The sequence below is a fragment of the Priestia sp. SB1 genome, assembly GCF_038898415.1.
In genome coordinates, this window is sequence record NZ_JBBJSS010000003.1 from 739,986 (window position 1) to 757,163 (window position 17,178).

Here is a 17,178-nt window from a genome sequence, read left to right on the forward strand (position 1 = left end):
GCTTCTCTTACAGCTGATTAGCTTAGGTACCCTTCATATATTCGCTAACCGGCCATCAACAATTGTTATTATGAGCGATGTAAAACCAAAGAAAAAGTACGCACTTTCAAGTGATATAGGTACCTGGAGGTTACAATAAGCGTAAATACTAAAGTCACGAACTATTGGGTATTCTAAAAAAATGCTTACACCTAGAAAATTCTGCGCTATAGTGGTATGATAAACATCAGAAAAAATGCGAAACCATGCATTTAACCGTTATCTCTAGAACAAGGAGAGTTGTTAACGTGAAAAAATATAATATTCCAGTGGAAGCGGCATTAGAAGTCATTGGAGGCAAGTGGAAAGTCGTTATTCTTTGCCACTTAATTAAAGGGACAAAACGCCCTGGAGAATTAAAAAGAATTATGCCGCGCGTTACACAAAAAGTATTAACGCAGCAGCTTCGTGAGCTTGAAGCAGACGGCATCATTGTTAGAAAAATGTACAATGAAATGCCGCCTCGAGTAGAATATTCTTTAACAGATTACGGATGGTCTTTAAAAAGCATTCTTGATTCACTATGCTCTTGGGGAGAACATCATATTGAAAAAACGTACCCTGATAAAGAAGCTGTACTTATGCAGCCTGTAGAAGAAGTCACTGTTTCTAATTAAAAAAAGCTGACTAGATAGTCAGCTTTTTCATTCCCTTACTTTCTTTGTTTTTTCAGACGATGTACGTATTCAGGAGGAACCTTTATGACAGAACAACTTAAAAAGAAAATTAGCCTTCAAGATGCTATCAAACAGCAGCTTGCTAATAAGAAAAATCAATCTTCAAGTAAAGCTAAGAACGGCAGTACCAATCAAGCAACCAAAAAGCTGACGAGTCAACAAACCAAAAAAACGAATAATCAGCGAAAGAGAACAGGTGTATAATGAACGGACAAAATAGAAAAGACGTAGCCCCTGGAATTGAAGTCGACATTGTTTTAAAAGCAGATCAGCGTTCTGGAAAACTTACACACGGAACGGTCAAAGACATTCTGACCAATTCAAGCTTTCACCCGCACGGTATCAAAGTTCGTTTAACAGATGGACAAGTCGGACGCATAAAAGAAATTTACCCAAATTAAAAAAGCATGTATTTTACATGCTTTTTTAATTTACACTTCAAATAAATCTACTTATCATTTCCTACTTTTGTTAAAATAAAGAAGCACTGTCGTCCCCTTTCTTTCCCTTGGGAACTCACGCAAGGAAAAAAAAGGTGGTGGATAGTCTGAGACGAATCCTCAAGTCATTTTTCCTAGATGCTGAGAATGTTCAGCTCCTAACGGCTTACGTGGAGCTTTTAGGAGCCATAGTCGCTCTTATTTTGCTATTTTTCCAGTAGTAAAATAAGTAATCACCGATAAGTATCGTCTAAAGGGTTCTTCATCCATAAGGCTCGTGTGCTGATTGTCTTTAGGGAATGGTGTTTGGCGGCACTTCCCTATAGTAAAAAGACAGCTTCCTTGCAGAAATGGACAAGGTGTAATCAACTACGGCCGATTATGGGTGCAGGACCTTTTTCTTTATTAGTCTATGTCTTTTTTTTACTTCCCATACACAAAAATAAAAAAACCTCCGAGTTGGCGGTCTCGAAGGTTTTTTCTAGTGAATCGTTTTCGACAAATCTTCATCCGGGCTAACAAGGTTCAGATCTAATAAGATTATGTGATGAATTTCTTCACCTTACAAGTTAAACTTGTCAAAGCTAAGAATTCATTCGCTTGTTAAGAATAACTGAACGTGCGCTCCGGATTGTCATTTTTCCTAGCCTTAGTATATCATATATGTTGAAAATAGGTAAAAAAAGTGTTCGACAAAGCTTGTCAGCAGCTCTTTACCTATTTCATATTTTTCAAAACAAAAAACATTTTACAAATATGAAGGAATTTCATACTATTAGATAAAAGATAGAAGATAGAAGTATTCTGACTTGGAGAGGATTTCAATGAAGCAACCACAGTTAGAAAAAGAAATTCGAGCCTTACAATCAGATATTTACCAATTAGCTAAGAAAACAAGCAGCTATTCTCACGGTGAGATCTTAAAATTAAGTCAAAAGCTAGATCAAAAAATTGTTCGTTACCAAAAGCTTTTTAACCATACCAAATAAGAGCCGCGTAGGACTTTCACTTGCTATCCCCCAAGTACCATAAACCTACAGATAAAACAGATGTGTTTTATTCGCAATAGGTACATCTCTGCTTCCCTAATTAATTAGGGAAGTTTTTTATTTAGAAAATAAAAACCTTCTCCTTTCCTTTGGTTAGTTGTCATACAAATTGGGTATTCAATCAGTAGGCCTTAAAACTTATTTAAGAAACTTAAAGGAGAGAATGCATGATGAGTAATGCTGATACTACCGAAACAAAAAAAGGCGCCGATTTACTAGTAGAAAGTTTAGCAAGTCAGAATGTGCCTTATATTTTTGGCATTCCAGGAGCCAAAATTGATGGCGTATTTGATGTTTTGAAAGAAAAAGGACCGGAAGTAATTGTTTGCCGCCACGAACAAAATGCTGCGTTTATGGCAGCTGCTATGGGAAGATTGACAGGTACGCCGGGCGTTTGCCTTGTCACATCAGGTCCAGGTGCCGCTAATTTAGCCACTGGCCTTGTCACTGCTACTTCTGAAGGTGATCCAGTGGTAGCCCTAGCAGGAGCCGTTCCAAGAGCAGATCGATTAAAAAAGACGCATCAATCAATGGACAATGAAGGACTATTTAAATCTATCGCCAAATTCAGCGTTGAGGTAGAAGATGCTGCAAACGTTCCAGAAGTGATAACAGACGCCTTTCGTGAAGCTGTTTCTTCTCCTTCAGGAGCATCTTTTGTCAGCTTGCCGCAGGATGTAATGGATGGCGAAACATCAGCTTCCACTCTATCCTTTCTAAAAACTCCTACGATTGGCGCTGCTAATTTAGACGCTGTTGCCCAAGCTATACACACTATTCGCACAGCAAAACTACCTGTTTTACTTTTAGGTATGAGAGCAAGTGAATCTAAAGCAGTGGAATCAATCCGTCAACTCGTAGCAGAACATGACCTTCCTGTCGTAGAAACGTTCCAAGGTGCGGGAGCTGTTTCACGAGAGCTTGAAACTCACTTTTTTGGACGAGTAGGTCTTTTTCGCAATCAGCCTGGAGACGTCTTATTGAAGCATGCTGACGTCGTCTTAACAATCGGATATGACCCAATTGAATACCCTCCTTCTCTTTGGAACTCAGAAAGTCAAAGAAGCATTATTCATTTAGATGATGTACAAGCACAAGCTGACCACCATTATCAGCCGGAAATTGAGTTAGTAGGGGATATCCCAAGCACCATCGACATATTAGCGGATAAACTCCCACATTTAATACGTTCAAAAGAAAGTGCTTCTTTTTTAAAAACGCTAAAAAGCAAACTTGAACAACCTGACGATCAGTACGAGTTTTCTAATGACACTCACCTTCATCCCCTACAGTTAATTGAAGCTCTGCAGGACTTTGTTGAAGATGATACTACCATCACATGTGACGTTGGTTCGCATTACATATGGATGGCTCGTTATTTTCGTTCCTATGAACCTCAGCATTTACTATTCAGCAACGGCATGCAAACGTTAGGTGTTGCTTTGCCTTGGGCTATTTCAGCTGCACTCGTTCGCCCCCATAAAAAAGTTCTGTCCATGTCTGGAGACGGCGGGTTTTTATTTTCAGCTATGGAGCTCGAGACAGCCGTTCGGTTAAACTTACCAATTGTTCACATTATCTGGAACGATCAAACCTACGATATGGTTGGCTTTCAACAGCAGATTAAATATGGCCGAAAATCTGCGGTAGAGTTCGGAAGTGTAGACTTTGTTACGCTTGCTGAAAGTTTTGGTGCCAAAGGATTTAGAGTGAACTCACCAGAAGAATTTTCGGACACTCTAGCAAGCGCTTTTCGTGAACAAGGCCCCGTTATCATCGATGTGCCTGTGGATTATAAAGATAATGAAAAATTAAATACACAGCTACTGCCAGATCAAATTAACTGAAAGGACTGAGTAAAGAATGAGCAATAAAGAAAAATTAACGATTCACCAAACTTCCACTATGATTGCTTTATTGGACGGAGTATTTGACGGTGTTGTCACATACAGGGATTTAGCTAAGAAAGGTGATTTCGGCATCGGCACGTTTAATCAGCTGGATGGTGAAATGATTGCCTTTGACGGAGAATTTTATCACATTGCTGATGGGAAAGCCGCACCTATTAGTGAAGATGCAAAAACACCTTTTGCCATTATGACAACCTTTTATGAAGATATCTCTTATCGTGTAGAAGAGGAAATGAACCGTGAACAACTAGAAACCTTAATGAACGAGCTTATTCCCAGTCCGAATTTATTCTATGCAGTTCGCATTGACGGGAAGTTTAAAGAAGTAAAAACTCGCACTGTTGCAAAGCAAGAGAAACCCTATCCTTCCATGGTAGATGCAGCTGCTGATCAGCCTACATTTACATCTTCAGATGTAAATGGAACACTAGCAGGTTTTTACACGCCAGAATATTCTTCAGGCATCGGTGTTCCCGGGTATCACCTGCACTTTATTGATGAATATAAAAAAGAAGGTGGACATGTTTTAGACGTCTCCGTTCAGGATGTTACCATTCAAATTTGCAAAAAAACGAAATTAAATCTCAATTTATCGGAAACAAGTGAATTTCTAAATGCTAATTTAGAAGACCATGATGTAGAAGAAGAAATTGCGACGGCTGAATAAGAAACGATACTTTTACTGATAAAAAAACTCTCATCGCTGCGCATGACGATGAGAGTTTTTTTATGAACACTTCGTGTATCTTTAAGTTTCCTCCCATTTCTATTAGTAATATAGGTCTCCCATAAAACCACGGAAGAAAGCCTAACACAGAATGATACATAAGAAAGAAAGCGTAGTATCATAATTACCATATTGCAACAGCTTTACGCTGTATATAAAAAAGGAGGTTTTTAAGCAATGTTTTCTAAACGGCCCTTATCTGTACTTCTTATCTCGACTTTATCTATGATTATTGCTTTTTCAGTATGGTCTGTCTTCGCGCCTATCGCCGCAGATATTCAAGTGATGTATTCATTAACCAATGCTGAAAAAAGTATCTTAATTGCCACTCCCGTCTTATTAGGTTCACTCATGCGGATTCCGATGGGAATTTTAACAGATCGCTTCGGCGGAAGAAAAGTGTATTCGTTAACAATGCTTGCTCTTTTACTCCCTACCATTTGTGCAGGCTTTACTCATTCTTACTCCATGCTGCTCTTTTGGGCATTTTTTATCGGCATGGCTGGAACAACATTTGCTATTTCCATTACATATGTCTCTAAATGGTATTCACCTCAAAAGCAAGGTTTTATTTTAGGAATTGCCGGGATGGGCAACTTAGGATCAGCGGTAGCAAGCTTTAGTATTCCACTTATCTTTTCTTCTTTTGGCTTGCCTTGGGTATTTTGGAGTTTAGCAATTGCGGTAGCTTTAATGGCTCTTTTATTATGGTTAGGAACTTCAGACCACCCTTCTGCTGCTTCCCCCAAAACGCTGCAGGAATCTCTATCGGTATTAAAATTTAAAGAAACGTGGTTTTTATCTGTTTTCTATTTTTTAACATTTGGTGGATTTGTCACGTTCAGTATCTATCTCCCTACCATTTTGCATGATCAATTTAATGCTTCAACTGTAGACAGCGGGCTGAAAACAGCTATTTTTGTTGTATTAGCAACGTTTGTACGGCCTCTTGGAGGATATTTATCGGATGTATTCGGAGCAAAAAAAGTACTCACCTTTGTCTTTACCGGAATGCTGCTAATAGGATTATTTATCGCCTTTACCATCAGCTCCTTCGCGCTATTCAGCGCAGGTTGCTTACTTGCAGCCATTACCCTTGGTATCGGAAATGGAGCTGTTTTTAAAATGGTTCCATCTGTTTCAACAGGAAATATTGGAGCTGTTACGGGGATCGTAGGAGCATTCGGAGGAGTAGGCGGCTTTTTCCCTCCTATTGTGCTAGGCTTTATAAAAGATACAAGCGGAGATTACGTTGTCGGTTTTTCCTTACTAGCGCTTTTTGCTCTATTCTGTCTCTTACTGAATTATTCTGGATTCAAAAAACAAGATGTACGTATTAAACAAAAGCACCTTGCCTGATTCCACGTAAAAAGCCTCTTTTTGCAAGAGGCTTTTTGCATCAGCATTTTTAATAACTGCTTCTTTTTACAGAAGGGCTAATATTCACGGCACTTACTTTAAAGCCAGGCATCTTACAGGCGGGATCTAATTTCTCAGAAACAAGGTTATTAACATTTTGAGAATCCGCCCAGTGAAAAGGAACAAATACGGTATCTGGCCGAATGCCCTCTGAAAATTTGCTTCTTACCACAATCTTTCCATATGAAGATTCAATTTGTACTAATTCTTGATTCGATATTTCATATTTTTTCGCTGTTGAAGGGTGGATTTCCATAAAAGATTCGAAATTTCTAGCAGATAAAGATGCACTTTTTCGCGTTTGTACACCCGTTAAATAGTGTGACACCACTCTCCCTGTTGTTAAATAGAGAGGATATTTTTTCGTTATTTTTGCTTTAGGAACAATAGCTTGATTCGAGACAGGGACCATCATCGCCTTTCCATCACTATGAGCAAAACGTGTTTCAAACAGGCGCTCGGTTCCTTTATCTGTTAAGCTTCTGCATGGCCATAAAATTCCTTTTTCCGCTCGTAATCGTTCGTACGTAATACCGGAGTAATCCGCGATTCCTCCTTTACTTGCTATTCGCAGTTCATTAAATATTTCTTCAGCTGATGAAAACGAAAAATATTCCTCTTTCCCTAAAACTTTAGCAATTTCACATAGTATTTCCCAGTCGTGTTTGATTTCGCCACGGCGCGGAAAGCTAGCTTCGCGCAATGTAACTCTTCCCTCTACATTTGTCATCGTTCCTTCATCTTCCAAATAAGAGGATGCTGGTAAAATTAAGTTTGCTAATTTTGCCGTTTCTGATTCAAACATATCTGCTACCACTAGAAATTCAAGCTTTTCAAAAGCCTTCTTAACAAAATTAGCGTTTGGATTTGAAACGGTTGGATTTGAACATACCAGAAACAGCCCTTTAATTTCACCGTCATGAATTTTTTCAATCATTTCATATGCAGAAACACCTTTTCTAGGAAGATCTTTCTCCTCTATGTTCCAAACATCTGCTATATACATCCGATGCTCGTGATTTTCGATTGAACGGTAGCCTGGAAGCTGATCTGCTTTTTGACCGTGTTCTCGGGCTCCTTGCCCATTTCCTTGACCAGTAATGGCTCCATATCCGCAGCGGGGTTTACCGATTTTCCCGACAGAAAGTAGAATATTCAAAAAGTTCTGCACAGCAGCACTCCCGTCTGTTTGCTGCTCTACCCCTCTAGCAGTAAAAATCATTCCTGTTTCTCTTTGACCAAACATACGGGCAGCTTGATACATTTTCTCAAGCGGCACTCCCGTTATTTCTTCAATGACACTAAATTCTAGAGACACCACATATTGCATTACCTCTTCAAATCCATTAACACGTTCTTGTAGAAATCGTTCATCTAGATAATTTTCTTCGATAATGACCTTCAAGATTCCATTGGCTAATGCCGCGTCGCTCCCCGGTTTAAGCTTCAGGTGTAAATCAGCTATTTTAGTTGTACCTGTCTCTCTTGGATCAATAGCAATAATAAAAGCTCCGTTTTCTTTTGCTTTTTCAAAATAAGGCATAATCGTTGGCTGGCATTCCGCAATATTTGTTCCAGCTAACATAATACATTCAGTAAACGGAATCTCTTGTAAGCTATTCGTAAATCCTCGGTCCATGCCAAATGTTTTACTAGCAGCAGAAGCAGCAGCTGACATACATAAGCGTCCATTGTAATCAATATACTTTGTTTTTAACGCAACTCGAGCAAATTTCCCTAATAAATAAGCTTCTTCATTTGTAATAGAGGCACTTCCATAAACACCTAGCGCATCTGCTCCATTCTTCTCTTGAATCTCTGTAACGTGCTCTTTAATATAGTCAAGAGCTTCCCTCCAAGAAATCTTTACAAACTCTCCGTTTACTTTTAACAAAGGATATTGAATCCGATCTTTATGCAAAGGATGCTGGTGCGCATTCATTCCTTTAATACATAATCTTCCTTGAGAAGTAGGGTTGTCTCTTCCAATTGTTTTATACGTTTTTCTTTTTACATGTGTTTGTTCAACTAACTGCATTTTGCACTGCATGCTGCAGTAAGGACACTGTGTATTATAGATACGCTCGGTTTCAACTTGCTTTTGCTGCTCACGAAAATATTTCAACAGCATCTCAGTCATCGTAGGTCAACCTTCTTTCCTATAATAAATATGTGATTGCACGAGAGCGTTCTGAGCTGAGCTGCTTCATTAAATACTCTCGATTGTCTGCCTCAAACAAAACTTCTCTGACATGAACAATTCCTACTCGCTCGATCCAGCTGCCGACAGCTTCTAAATAGTTCCCCGTTTCACGGTAATATTGAATCAAAGAACAGCTGATTTCTATCGCTTCTTCGTTCGTTTCGGCCACATAAAACAGCTCCCCGCTTCTGGCTTCTGTGCTGCTTCCGCCAGCATATATTTCCCAACCTCTGTCTATTCTTCTTAATCCTATATCACTTGTTGTGACATCCTCTGTAATGTGAAAACAAGAAGCAATACTGATTTTGATATCGCATGGGGTCTTTACGTATTCAAGCTGTTTGTCTAATTCATTTGATAAAGCAAGAGCAGGTTCATACTGACAAATACACGTTCCTTTTCCTATATAAACAGATACATTTTTAACTGTACGTTCATATAGCTGCTGAAGTCCTCTATCTATTTCCTCACTTATCAACGAAAGATATTCTTTTTTCACTCCAATAAGTTGAATGCGCTGATCACTTGTTAAACGAATATTCGAGATGTTGTACCTTTCAGCTACATTTGCTATGTTCCTTAATTCCTGTACATTTGTCAGACCACCGTGAATTTGCGGTACCACTGCATAAGTACCGTCATGAAGCAAAACGGCCTGTTCATTCTCCGTAGTAAATAAAGAATGTCGGTTATTTTCATAATGAGGATTCATCATATTTAAATAGTAATGAAGACCGCCTTCACATAACGAGCAGCCTTTCATGTCTTTAAACTTTAACATTTCTCTTACTTGCTGAACCGTTTCAAATTGATATTGCTGCATTTCTCTTACCAGCTCATCTTCTGATAGATGTGTACAAGCACAAAAGGTTTTTTGTTCAATGTTTTCATCAAATTCATTGCTTTGAATATACGTTAAAAGATCTGTTACAAGGGGCTTGCATCCTCCGCATGAATCAGAAGCTTTCGTGCAATTTTTTATTTCATCTACTGTCGTTAAATCATTTTTCTGTACTGCTTCAATAATAGCTCCCTTGGTTACACCGTTACAGTTACATACGATACCTGTAAGTGGCATAGAAGCTGCTGCATTTTCCTTTTCATATTGAGAAGGAAATAATTGTACTTTTTCCGCTTGCGACAAATCCTTTTTTTCACTAATCATTTGTGATAGCTTTATAGCCTCACTGGTATCCCCAAAAAGAACGGCTCCCACTATTCTCCCTTCGCGAAAAACTACTTTTTTGTATATACCATCTAACATATTCGAAATCGTAATAGCTTTTGCACCTTGATTTTCCTTAAACTCTCCGACCGAGTAAACGTCTATTCCTGATATTTTTAACTGAGTGGAAAGAACGGACCCGCCATAACCCTCGTTTTTTATTTGGCAAAGGTGTCGCGCTAAGACTTTTCCTTGTTCGTAAAGAGGAGCAACGAGGCCGTATGTCATCCCCCGATGTTCAGCGCATTCACCTACTGCATAGATATCCGGAATGCTCGTTTCTAAATAATCATTTACGATAATTGCTCTATTTGTTGCTATTCCGCTTTTTTTAGCGAGATTCACATTTGGCCTCACTCCTGTAGCCATTACAACTAAATCAGCTGCAACTTTGCTGTTATCGTTAAATCGGACGCCTTCTGCTCGGTTTTCCCCTATAATCTCATCCGTATGTTTGTTTAATAGAAAACTCATGCCTTGCTTTTCCAATTCTTCTCTTAACATAGCAGATGCTGCTCTGTCTAGCTGTCGCTCCATTAAAAAACCCGAATGATGAATAACTTGAACATCCATCCCTAAATTTAATAGTCCTCTAGCAGCTTCCAGCCCTAACAGACCTCCTCCAATAACCGCTGCTTTTTTATACCGTTTAGAAATTCCAATCATTTTTTGACAGTCTTCAATGGTACGAAAACCGAGGACACCTTCTTTTTCAGCACCTTTAACGGGGAGCATATACGGGCTCGAACCAGTAGCAATAATAAGCTTGTCGTACATCGTCTCTCTGTTTTTATCTGTTTTTATTATTTTTCTCTTGGTGTCTATGTGCGTAACACTTTCTCCTTTAAATAAAGTGATATTATTTTCGTTATACCATGCAAACGAATGAATGTTAATATCTTCAAGCTTTGTACTGCCTTGTAAAACGGTTGATAATAAAATTCGATTATAGTTAACGTGAGGCTCACTTCCAAAAACAGTAATATCAAAACAATCTGGAGAATGAATAAGAATTTCTTCAATACAGCGCATTCCGGCCATTCCGTTTCCGATTACTATCAGCTTTTGTTTCGTCATATAAAAACCTCCAACACATAGATTCAGACCGTAAAATATACATTTTTTATTATTTCATAAACTTCTCTAAAAGAAATGAACCTTGTTATAACTTCTAACATTAAAATCTGTTTAAAGCGTATGAATACGCCGATACCTTTCGCTGAAAGCAGGCTTTTATATAGAAGATTAATCTGCTTTAAAAAGGGGTAGAAAAAAGGATGTTGTGCTTGCATTACCTTTCTCTACGCTTTATAAGTACTCTATATAAAATTTTGTTATCTTCTTTTTGCCTACTATTTATTTATTTTGAAATCAATTATGATAAAAGAAAGAGTCTGAATTGGAGGTTTAAAACATGTCAATAACCGTTCACGCCACTCAGTGGATTCATTTTCAAATTAAATTGTATAACCTTCATTCCAAAACGAGATCGCTTAAAGATCAAAAACTAGAATTACCTCTACCAGAATTCCATCAAAACCTGATCATATTTACATCAGCAGCACGTCATGGCCTTACGTTTGGATATCAAGCCATTCAATGGGATACACCCTATACTTCTTCTCCGATTTACATAGAGCATCAGTCTATTCCGTGGTCCACTTTAGAACAACGTTCCCATAAGCGTATAACCGAACATATTACAGCTATTTTCTTAGAGACAATGTTTTATAGACAAAGTCAATTCAAACAATGTCAATTTTGTTTTGAATTTATCATTCCTGAGAGTCTTTTTGACCATACAACCTGCCAAAACTGCGCATCACGACATTTTGGAGTGGTGTATTAATTAACAAACAAAAGCCTGAAGAAGTCAGAGGTTCTCTGACTTCTTCAGGCTTTTGTTACATAACTAGATGAACAAAAAGTGGAATAACGGCAACTGTAACGACGCCTACAATAACAACGGCAATACTTGCCATGGCTGCCTCTACTTCTCCCATTTCAATCCCTATGGCTACCCCTAATGCATGTCCAGAAGTTCCAAGAGCTAACCCTTTCGAAATTGGATTTTTCACCTTGAATACTTTTAAAAATAAAGCGCCAAGCGCATATACGATGACTGCATTAAAAATAACAGCAAAGGATGTAATAGCAGGAATCCCTCCAATATCTTGAGACAACGGAAGCGCAATCGCTGTTGTAGCTGCTTGTGGAAGCATTGATTTCATCACGACTTCGTCCATATGAATACCTTTAGCAATAGCAAAAATAATGGCTACCGAACAAACTGATCCTACTGCAATAGAAGAAAGAATTTGCCACCAGTACTTTTTTAATTTATCGGCTTGCTTATATAAAGGGATGGCAAAAGCAATTGTTGCCGGTTCTAAAAAGAAGCTGATAATTTTTCCGCCGCTACTGTACTCCTCATAAGAAAAGTGACCAAGTTTCAAAAAAGCAATCCCGAGCACCATTGCCACAAATAAAGGAGTAAATAAGAAAAACCCTTTTGACTTTTTAAACAAATACGTTCCAATACCGTACGCAGCTAAAGAAACCACGATTCCAAAATACGGATTCATCTTTCCAACCACCTTGTCTCTTTATAATTGATATTACGCAATGCCCTGTTTTTTTGTTTTTTCACTCATATCTACATCTTTTATTTCTTCTTTTGCTTTATTATCTTTTGTCATGCCAAGTATAAGCTGTGAAAATAAGCCTGTAACGCCTAACAAAATAATCGTTGCCACGATGATAACTAAACAAATTTGAATGCCGTACTGCTGCATAACACCTAATGAATTCATAACAGAAATACCTGCTGGTACAAATAAAAATCCGATCAAAGAAGTTAAAGCCGTTCCCAGTGATTCAACTTGCTCTAGTTTAATAATCTTCAAGCAGAGTGCAAGAAATAACAGCACAAGTCCAATAACTGAAGCTGGCATCGGAAAAGGCAAATGCTCTGCAATAAAATCTGAAATCAACATAATTACGGAAAAAATAAATGCTTGTGTTAAAAAGCCATACACTTTTTTAGCACTCATTTCTTTCACCTCTCTCTGTTTGTTGACTTCATTATATAAAATGAAAACAAGTTAGAAAGCGTTTTCAAATCAAAGAGTCGAATATTTGTGCTCACTTACAAAAATCGAGCCTTGAAATGCAAAAAACAGCCTGCTAAAATGCATACGCAAGCTGTTTCTTACTTAAATTCCTAAACGCTTCTTCAATTCTTTAGCATATGTACGGCTGACAGGAACTCGCTTATCGTTTTTCATCACTAAATTATACGTGGAATTAAACCATGGCTGTACTTCGGAAATATGATGTACGTTGACGATATAACCCCGGTGCACACGAATAAACGACTGAGAAGGGAGCTTTTTTTCTAGCATAGCCAGCGTATCAGCAGTATGATAGGATTCTGTTATGGTCTGAACCGTGACTTCTCCTTCTATCAATCCTGCAAATAAAATATCCTCTATATTCACTAACACAATCGAATCATCTACAGAAATCGCTAACTTTCCAGTTTGTGAAGAAGAATCTCCTATCGATTCTTCTTCTTTGACAGGGTGATGAGGAATACGCATTTTTTTATATTTATGAATGGCCTGCACAACTCTTTCTTCATCGAAAGGCTTCAAAATGTAATCAATTGCATCTACTTCAAAGGCTTGTAAAGCGTACTGATCGTACGCAGTTGCAAATATAATAGCAGGCGGGTTTTTCATTTTTTTAAGCCTTTTCGCAATATCAAAACCGCTGTCATCTGACAATTGTATATCTAAGAATAATAAATCCGGTTTTTCATCCATCATTTTATCCAACGCCTCTTCGATACTTTCAGCTTCTTCAATGAAGTCTACTTCTTTCGTTCGGTGCAATAAGTATTTTAATTCATCTCGCGCTAACATTTCATCGTCTACTATTAGTACTCGCAGCATATTACATACCCTCGCTTTTTAATTCAATTGGTATAACAAACGAAACCGCTGTTCCTTCTGTTACGTCAAACTCCAGCGCTGTTTCTTTTCCAAACAATCCATGTAAACGTTGTTTAATATTGTAAAGAGCCGTCCCCGTTCCTTTTTCTGAAAAAACGGGCTGATTGCCAAGCAGTTCCAATCGTTTTGTGTCTATACCTTGTCCATTGTCTTTTACCTTTACGTATACATATTTATCTTTTGTCTCAATATAAACTTCTACGCGACAGTGTTTTTGTTTGCGCGGAAATGCGTGCCGAATGGCATTTTCCACAAGTACTTGAAGAATAAACGGCGGAAGCAAGACATCATCTAGTCCTTCTTCAATATACATCTCAATTTCATATTTATTAGGGAATCTGGCTTGTTCAAGCGATAAGTACGCGTGAACATGATCGAGCTCTTTTGATAACGGAATCAGCAGCTGCCTTGCACCTTGCAAATTGGAACGAAAATAAATGCTTAGCTGCAGTAGCAGCTTTCTGGCTTTTTCTACGTCCTGTCTGCACAGCGCCGATATCGTATTAATGGCATTAAATAAAAAGTGAGGATTCACCTGTGCCTGTAAAGCTTTAATCTCCGCATCTTTTAGCAATTTACTTCGAAGCTCTGCTTCGCCGAGCTCTAGCTGAGTTGAAAAAAGTTTGGCCAATCCTTCTGCCAGCTCTTCCTCCACCCGGCTTAACCCGCTCGCATCTTTAAAGTACATTTTTAGTGTTCCAATGGTAGTACCGTGAGAAGTAAGCGGCATTACAATTGCGGCATGAAGCGGGCAGTCTTTATGCTGACAATCAATTTGTTCTCTCGATTTTGCTTTCATAATTTTTCCCGTCTTCAGCACTTCGTGAGACAGCCCGGTAATTAAACTGTGCGAAGGAACATGGTGATCAATTCCTTCTCCCACATGAGCTAAAATTTTGTGCGTATCCGTTAACGAAACAGCGTCCGTACCTGTGAAGCGATGAATAATATTTGCAACATTTTCACATGATTCACTAGTGAGACCCTGCCGAAAATGCGGAAGAGTTTGATCCGCGATTAATAATACTTTGTGTGTCTGAAGCGCTCTCATTTGTTCTTCTTGCCGTAAAATGGACTGAATAATAGATAAGAAAATATAGCTTCCCGTACCATTTACAATAATCATTGGAATAGCAATAATACTCACTAGCGTCCATGCCGAATCAAACGGTTTAGCAAATAATAAAATAATCAGCATCTGAAGCGTTTCCATCGCTATGCCTACAAGTGCAGCAAAGCGCGGTGTAATCGTTCGATGTTTTTTCCGGTAGGCATAACCGATATATCCAGTTAACACTCCTGCCAAAACGGATGAAACAGCGCAGCTAAACGCCGTACTCCCACCTAACATAAAGCGATGAACGCCGGCAAGTAGTCCTACTCCTAAACCAACAAAAGGACCGCCAAGCAGACCGCCCATTTCCACACCCATAATTCGCGTATTTGCAATCGAGCTTGATGGATCTACTTTTAATAATAAATCTTCATTTCGAATAATCGTTCCTTGAATTTCAATTCCCGTGTAGTTACTAATAATGCTAAAAAGAGAAAAAATAAAAATAAGTACAGCTTTTCCTTTATAACCTTGCTGTTTACGGAGAAATTGCCGAAAAACTTTTGTATGTGCTAGCAAAAAACCTATAATGACAATAACTCCAACTCGTTCTACCATCATAATTAATAAATGAATCATTTCTAGCCACCCTTTGCTGTCTGTTTCTATTTTATATTGTTACATTGATGGTGGCAGAAATCTAGCTGTATAAACAGAAAAAAGCTGTTCGAATACGTACTGTATTCGAACAGCTTGACTTTAAGCTTGAACCGTTTTAAAAAATTGAGGCAAGTAATCTTTATGAACTTCTAACATCTCATCGACAATTTGTTTAGCTAGTTTATCAGAAGCAACAAGAGGATTAATGGTTAATGCTAAAATAGCTTTGTCATAATCTCCTGTCACTGCTGCTTCAGCTGCAATCCGCTCAAATGACTTAATGGTTTGAACAAGACCGCGGACAGGTACGGGAAGATCGCCTACTGAAATTGGCTTTGGACCATCTTTTGTAATGATACAGCTTACTTCTACAGCAGAATCAGCTGGAATGCTTGCAATAGCGCCATTATTCACTGTGTTTACAGGTTGAATATCGCCTTTATCCGTATAAATGGATGTAATCAATCGAACCGCTGCATCACTATAATAAGCACCTCCGCGCTGTTCTAATTGAGGCGGTTTAATGTCTAGGTTAGGATCTTTGTACAGTTCAAACAGCTCTTTTTCCAACTGTTTCACGACTTCTGCTCTGGTTTCACCTTTTTCATAATTAACAAGCTCTTTTTCTACCATTTCACGCGTTTTGTAATAGTACATGTGATATGGACACGTTAACGCATTTAGCGCTTTTGTGAATTCTGGCTCCCATCCAAGTCCTGCTACATTTTTCACAAAGCTGCTGTTAGTTGGATCACTCAATAAATCAATAACTTGATCTTTGACACTTACCCCATCTACATATACATCTAATCCGTAGACCATGTGATTTAAACCAGCAAAATCAATTCGAATGCGAGAGTGGTCTACATCAAGCAGCTTAGCAATCCCCATTTCCATTCCGATTGGCACATTACAAAGTCCTACAATCTTTTTAATGTTACTATAGCGAAGCACAGCTTCTGTTACCATGCCCGCAGGATTTGTGAAGTTAATCAGCCAAGCTTCTGGACATAACTCTTCAATGTCACGGCAGATATCTAAAATAACGGGAATGGTGCGAAGTCCTTTAAATAATCCTCCCGGTCCGTTTGTTTCTTGACCGAGCACCCCGTATTTAAGCGGGATTCTTTCATCTTTCGCTCGTGCATCTAACAAGCCAACGCGAAATTGAGTTGTTACGAAATCCGCATCTTTTAGTGCTTCTCTTCGATTTAGCGTTAAATGAACCTCGATTGGCAAACCTGATTTTTTCACCATTCTCTTCGCTAAATTTCCAACAATCTCTAATTTTTCTTTTCCTTCTTCCACGTCTACTAGCCACAGTTCTCGAACTGGAAGTTCATCATACCGTTTAATAAACCCTTCTATTAGTTCAGGCGTATAACTTGAACCTCCGCCAATCGTTACAATTTTAATACCTTTTGTCATAATGTAATCCCCCCAGAAATTTTGATTGCTTCATATAAATCTACAAATTCAGTAGCCATTTCTTTTACCGTCATCGCATTCATTAAATGATCTTGAGCATGAATCATGAGCAGAGAAATTTCTGTGCTATCCCCTCTAATTTCTCCTTGAATTAACGACGTTTGGATATGATGAGCAGCATTTAATTCTTCCCCAGCTTGCGTAAGCTTTTCACGCGCTTCTGAAAAATCTCCCTTTTTGGCAGCCGCTATCGCTTCCATTGCTGAACTTCTGCCGTTTCCACCGTGTAAGATTAATTTAAAAATATATTCTTGAACGCTTTCCATTCTTT

At 38.5% G+C, this 17,178-nt stretch carries 16 protein-coding genes; 8 read left to right on the plus strand and 8 right to left on the minus strand.

Annotation, left to right across the window (positions count from 1 at the left end; all coding sequences use genetic code 11):
- Positions 1-287 precede the first annotated feature (287 nt).
- The 7 genes from WKH56_RS14265 to WKH56_RS14295 all read left to right on the plus strand — a co-directional run bounded on the left by WKH56_RS14265 (position 288) and on the right by WKH56_RS14295 (position 6,201).
- Positions 288-656, plus strand: a complete 369-nt coding sequence (locus WKH56_RS14265; protein WP_013055500.1) for a winged helix-turn-helix transcriptional regulator — start codon at positions 288-290, stop codon at positions 654-656.
- Positions 657-740: 84 nt separating this feature from the next.
- Entirely contained in the window at positions 741-920 is a 180-nt protein-coding gene (locus tag WKH56_RS14270; RefSeq protein ID WP_028412301.1) for a hypothetical protein, read from the plus strand.
- On the plus strand, positions 920-1,117 hold the full coding sequence (locus WKH56_RS14275) for a YwbE family protein (protein ID WP_013055498.1): 198 nt from the start codon (positions 920-922) through the stop codon (positions 1,115-1,117). Before WKH56_RS14270 ends, WKH56_RS14275 begins: the two co-directional genes overlap by 1 nt.
- A gap of 863 nt (positions 1,118-1,980) precedes the next feature.
- The gene (locus WKH56_RS14280; protein WP_080754377.1) at positions 1,981-2,145 is read left to right on the plus strand and encodes an aspartyl-phosphate phosphatase Spo0E family protein; all 165 of its coding nucleotides are present in this window, start codon (positions 1,981-1,983) and stop codon (positions 2,143-2,145) included.
- A 227-nt stretch (positions 2,146-2,372) separates the two neighbouring features.
- Positions 2,373-4,052: an acetolactate synthase AlsS gene (gene alsS / locus WKH56_RS14285; protein ID WP_080968628.1), complete on the plus strand. Its 1,680-nt coding sequence runs from the start codon at positions 2,373-2,375 to the stop codon at positions 4,050-4,052.
- Between the two features lie 16 nt (positions 4,053-4,068).
- Positions 4,069-4,782 (plus strand): acetolactate decarboxylase, encoded by a 714-nt coding sequence (gene budA / locus WKH56_RS14290; RefSeq protein ID WP_028412303.1) that lies wholly within the window; start codon positions 4,069-4,071, stop codon positions 4,780-4,782.
- 237 nt (positions 4,783-5,019) lie between these two features.
- The gene (locus WKH56_RS14295) at positions 5,020-6,201 is read left to right on the plus strand and encodes an MFS transporter (RefSeq protein ID WP_048020054.1); all 1,182 of its coding nucleotides are present in this window, start codon (positions 5,020-5,022) and stop codon (positions 6,199-6,201) included.
- Between the two features lie 49 nt (positions 6,202-6,250).
- Here the strand turns inward: WKH56_RS14295 and nasC are convergent, their stop codons facing one another.
- Positions 6,251-8,401 carry an assimilatory nitrate reductase catalytic subunit NasC gene (nasC, locus tag WKH56_RS14300; RefSeq protein WP_048020053.1) on the minus strand — a complete coding sequence of 717 codons (2,151 nt, stop codon included), beginning with the start codon at positions 8,399-8,401 and terminating at the stop codon, positions 6,251-6,253.
- Positions 8,402-8,420: 19 nt separating this feature from the next.
- Complete coding sequence (gene nirB, locus WKH56_RS14305) at positions 8,421-10,766, minus strand: nitrite reductase large subunit NirB (protein ID WP_255899272.1); 2,346 nt, start codon at positions 10,764-10,766, stop codon at positions 8,421-8,423.
- A 337-nt stretch (positions 10,767-11,103) separates the two neighbouring features.
- Between nirB and WKH56_RS14310 the strand changes: the two genes are divergently transcribed.
- Positions 11,104-11,538, plus strand: coding sequence for a hypothetical protein (locus WKH56_RS14310; protein WP_033578088.1), 435 nt, complete (start codon positions 11,104-11,106; stop codon positions 11,536-11,538).
- Between the two features lie 55 nt (positions 11,539-11,593).
- On the opposite strand, the gene lrgB is transcribed toward WKH56_RS14310, so the two are convergent.
- The 6 genes from lrgB to WKH56_RS14340 all read right to left on the minus strand — a co-directional run bounded on the left by lrgB (position 11,594) and on the right by WKH56_RS14340 (position 17,173).
- Positions 11,594-12,274 carry an antiholin-like protein LrgB gene (gene lrgB, locus WKH56_RS14315; protein ID WP_305120023.1) on the minus strand — a complete coding sequence of 227 codons (681 nt, stop codon included), beginning with the start codon at positions 12,272-12,274 and terminating at the stop codon, positions 11,594-11,596.
- Between the two features lie 33 nt (positions 12,275-12,307).
- Positions 12,308-12,742 (minus strand): antiholin-like murein hydrolase modulator LrgA, encoded by a 435-nt coding sequence (lrgA, locus tag WKH56_RS14320; RefSeq protein WP_028412310.1) that lies wholly within the window; start codon positions 12,740-12,742, stop codon positions 12,308-12,310.
- A gap of 162 nt (positions 12,743-12,904) precedes the next feature.
- Positions 12,905-13,645 carry a LytR/AlgR family response regulator transcription factor gene (locus WKH56_RS14325; protein ID WP_310884204.1) on the minus strand — a complete coding sequence of 247 codons (741 nt, stop codon included), beginning with the start codon at positions 13,643-13,645 and terminating at the stop codon, positions 12,905-12,907.
- A 1-nt stretch (position 13,646) separates the two neighbouring features.
- On the minus strand, positions 13,647-15,398 hold the full coding sequence (locus tag WKH56_RS14330; RefSeq protein ID WP_310884203.1) for a sensor histidine kinase: 1,752 nt from the start codon (positions 15,396-15,398) through the stop codon (positions 13,647-13,649).
- 120 nt (positions 15,399-15,518) lie between these two features.
- Complete coding sequence (locus WKH56_RS14335) at positions 15,519-16,847, minus strand: 6-phospho-beta-glucosidase (protein ID WP_310884202.1); 1,329 nt, start codon at positions 16,845-16,847, stop codon at positions 15,519-15,521.
- Positions 16,844-17,173 carry a PTS lactose/cellobiose transporter subunit IIA gene (locus tag WKH56_RS14340; protein WP_028412316.1) on the minus strand — a complete coding sequence of 110 codons (330 nt, stop codon included), beginning with the start codon at positions 17,171-17,173 and terminating at the stop codon, positions 16,844-16,846. The genes WKH56_RS14335 and WKH56_RS14340 overlap by 4 nt, the downstream gene beginning before the upstream one ends.
- Between the last annotated feature and the right edge of the window lie 5 nt (positions 17,174-17,178).

Bases quoted from the DNA above. Each gene is read 5' to 3' on its own strand.
- alsS (WP_080968628.1), top strand. From the start codon at position 2,373: ATGATGAGTAATGCTGATACTACCGAAACAAAAAAAGGCGCCGATTTA.
- nirB (WP_255899272.1), bottom strand. From the start codon at position 10,766: ATGACGAAACAAAAGCTGATAGTAATCGGAAACGGAATGGCCGGAATG.
- WKH56_RS14310 (WP_033578088.1), top strand. From the start codon at position 11,104: ATGTCAATAACCGTTCACGCCACTCAGTGGATTCATTTTCAAATTAAA.
- WKH56_RS14325 (WP_310884204.1), bottom strand. From the start codon at position 13,645: ATGCTGCGAGTACTAATAGTAGACGATGAAATGTTAGCGCGAGATGAA.
- WKH56_RS14280 (WP_080754377.1), top strand. From the start codon at position 1,981: ATGAAGCAACCACAGTTAGAAAAAGAAATTCGAGCCTTACAATCAGAT.
- lrgA (WP_028412310.1), bottom strand. From the start codon at position 12,742: ATGAGTGCTAAAAAAGTGTATGGCTTTTTAACACAAGCATTTATTTTT.
- WKH56_RS14340 (WP_028412316.1), bottom strand. From the start codon at position 17,173: ATGGAAAGCGTTCAAGAATATATTTTTAAATTAATCTTACACGGTGGA.
- budA (WP_028412303.1), top strand. From the start codon at position 4,069: ATGAGCAATAAAGAAAAATTAACGATTCACCAAACTTCCACTATGATT.
- WKH56_RS14275 (WP_013055498.1), top strand. From the start codon at position 920: ATGAACGGACAAAATAGAAAAGACGTAGCCCCTGGAATTGAAGTCGAC.
- WKH56_RS14335 (WP_310884202.1), bottom strand. From the start codon at position 16,847: ATGACAAAAGGTATTAAAATTGTAACGATTGGCGGAGGTTCAAGTTAT.
- WKH56_RS14295 (WP_048020054.1), top strand. From the start codon at position 5,020: ATGTTTTCTAAACGGCCCTTATCTGTACTTCTTATCTCGACTTTATCT.
- nasC (WP_048020053.1), bottom strand. From the start codon at position 8,401: ATGACTGAGATGCTGTTGAAATATTTTCGTGAGCAGCAAAAGCAAGTT.
- WKH56_RS14330 (WP_310884203.1), bottom strand. From the start codon at position 15,398: ATGATTCATTTATTAATTATGATGGTAGAACGAGTTGGAGTTATTGTC.
- WKH56_RS14270 (WP_028412301.1), top strand. From the start codon at position 741: ATGACAGAACAACTTAAAAAGAAAATTAGCCTTCAAGATGCTATCAAA.
- lrgB (WP_305120023.1), bottom strand. From the start codon at position 12,274: ATGAATCCGTATTTTGGAATCGTGGTTTCTTTAGCTGCGTACGGTATT.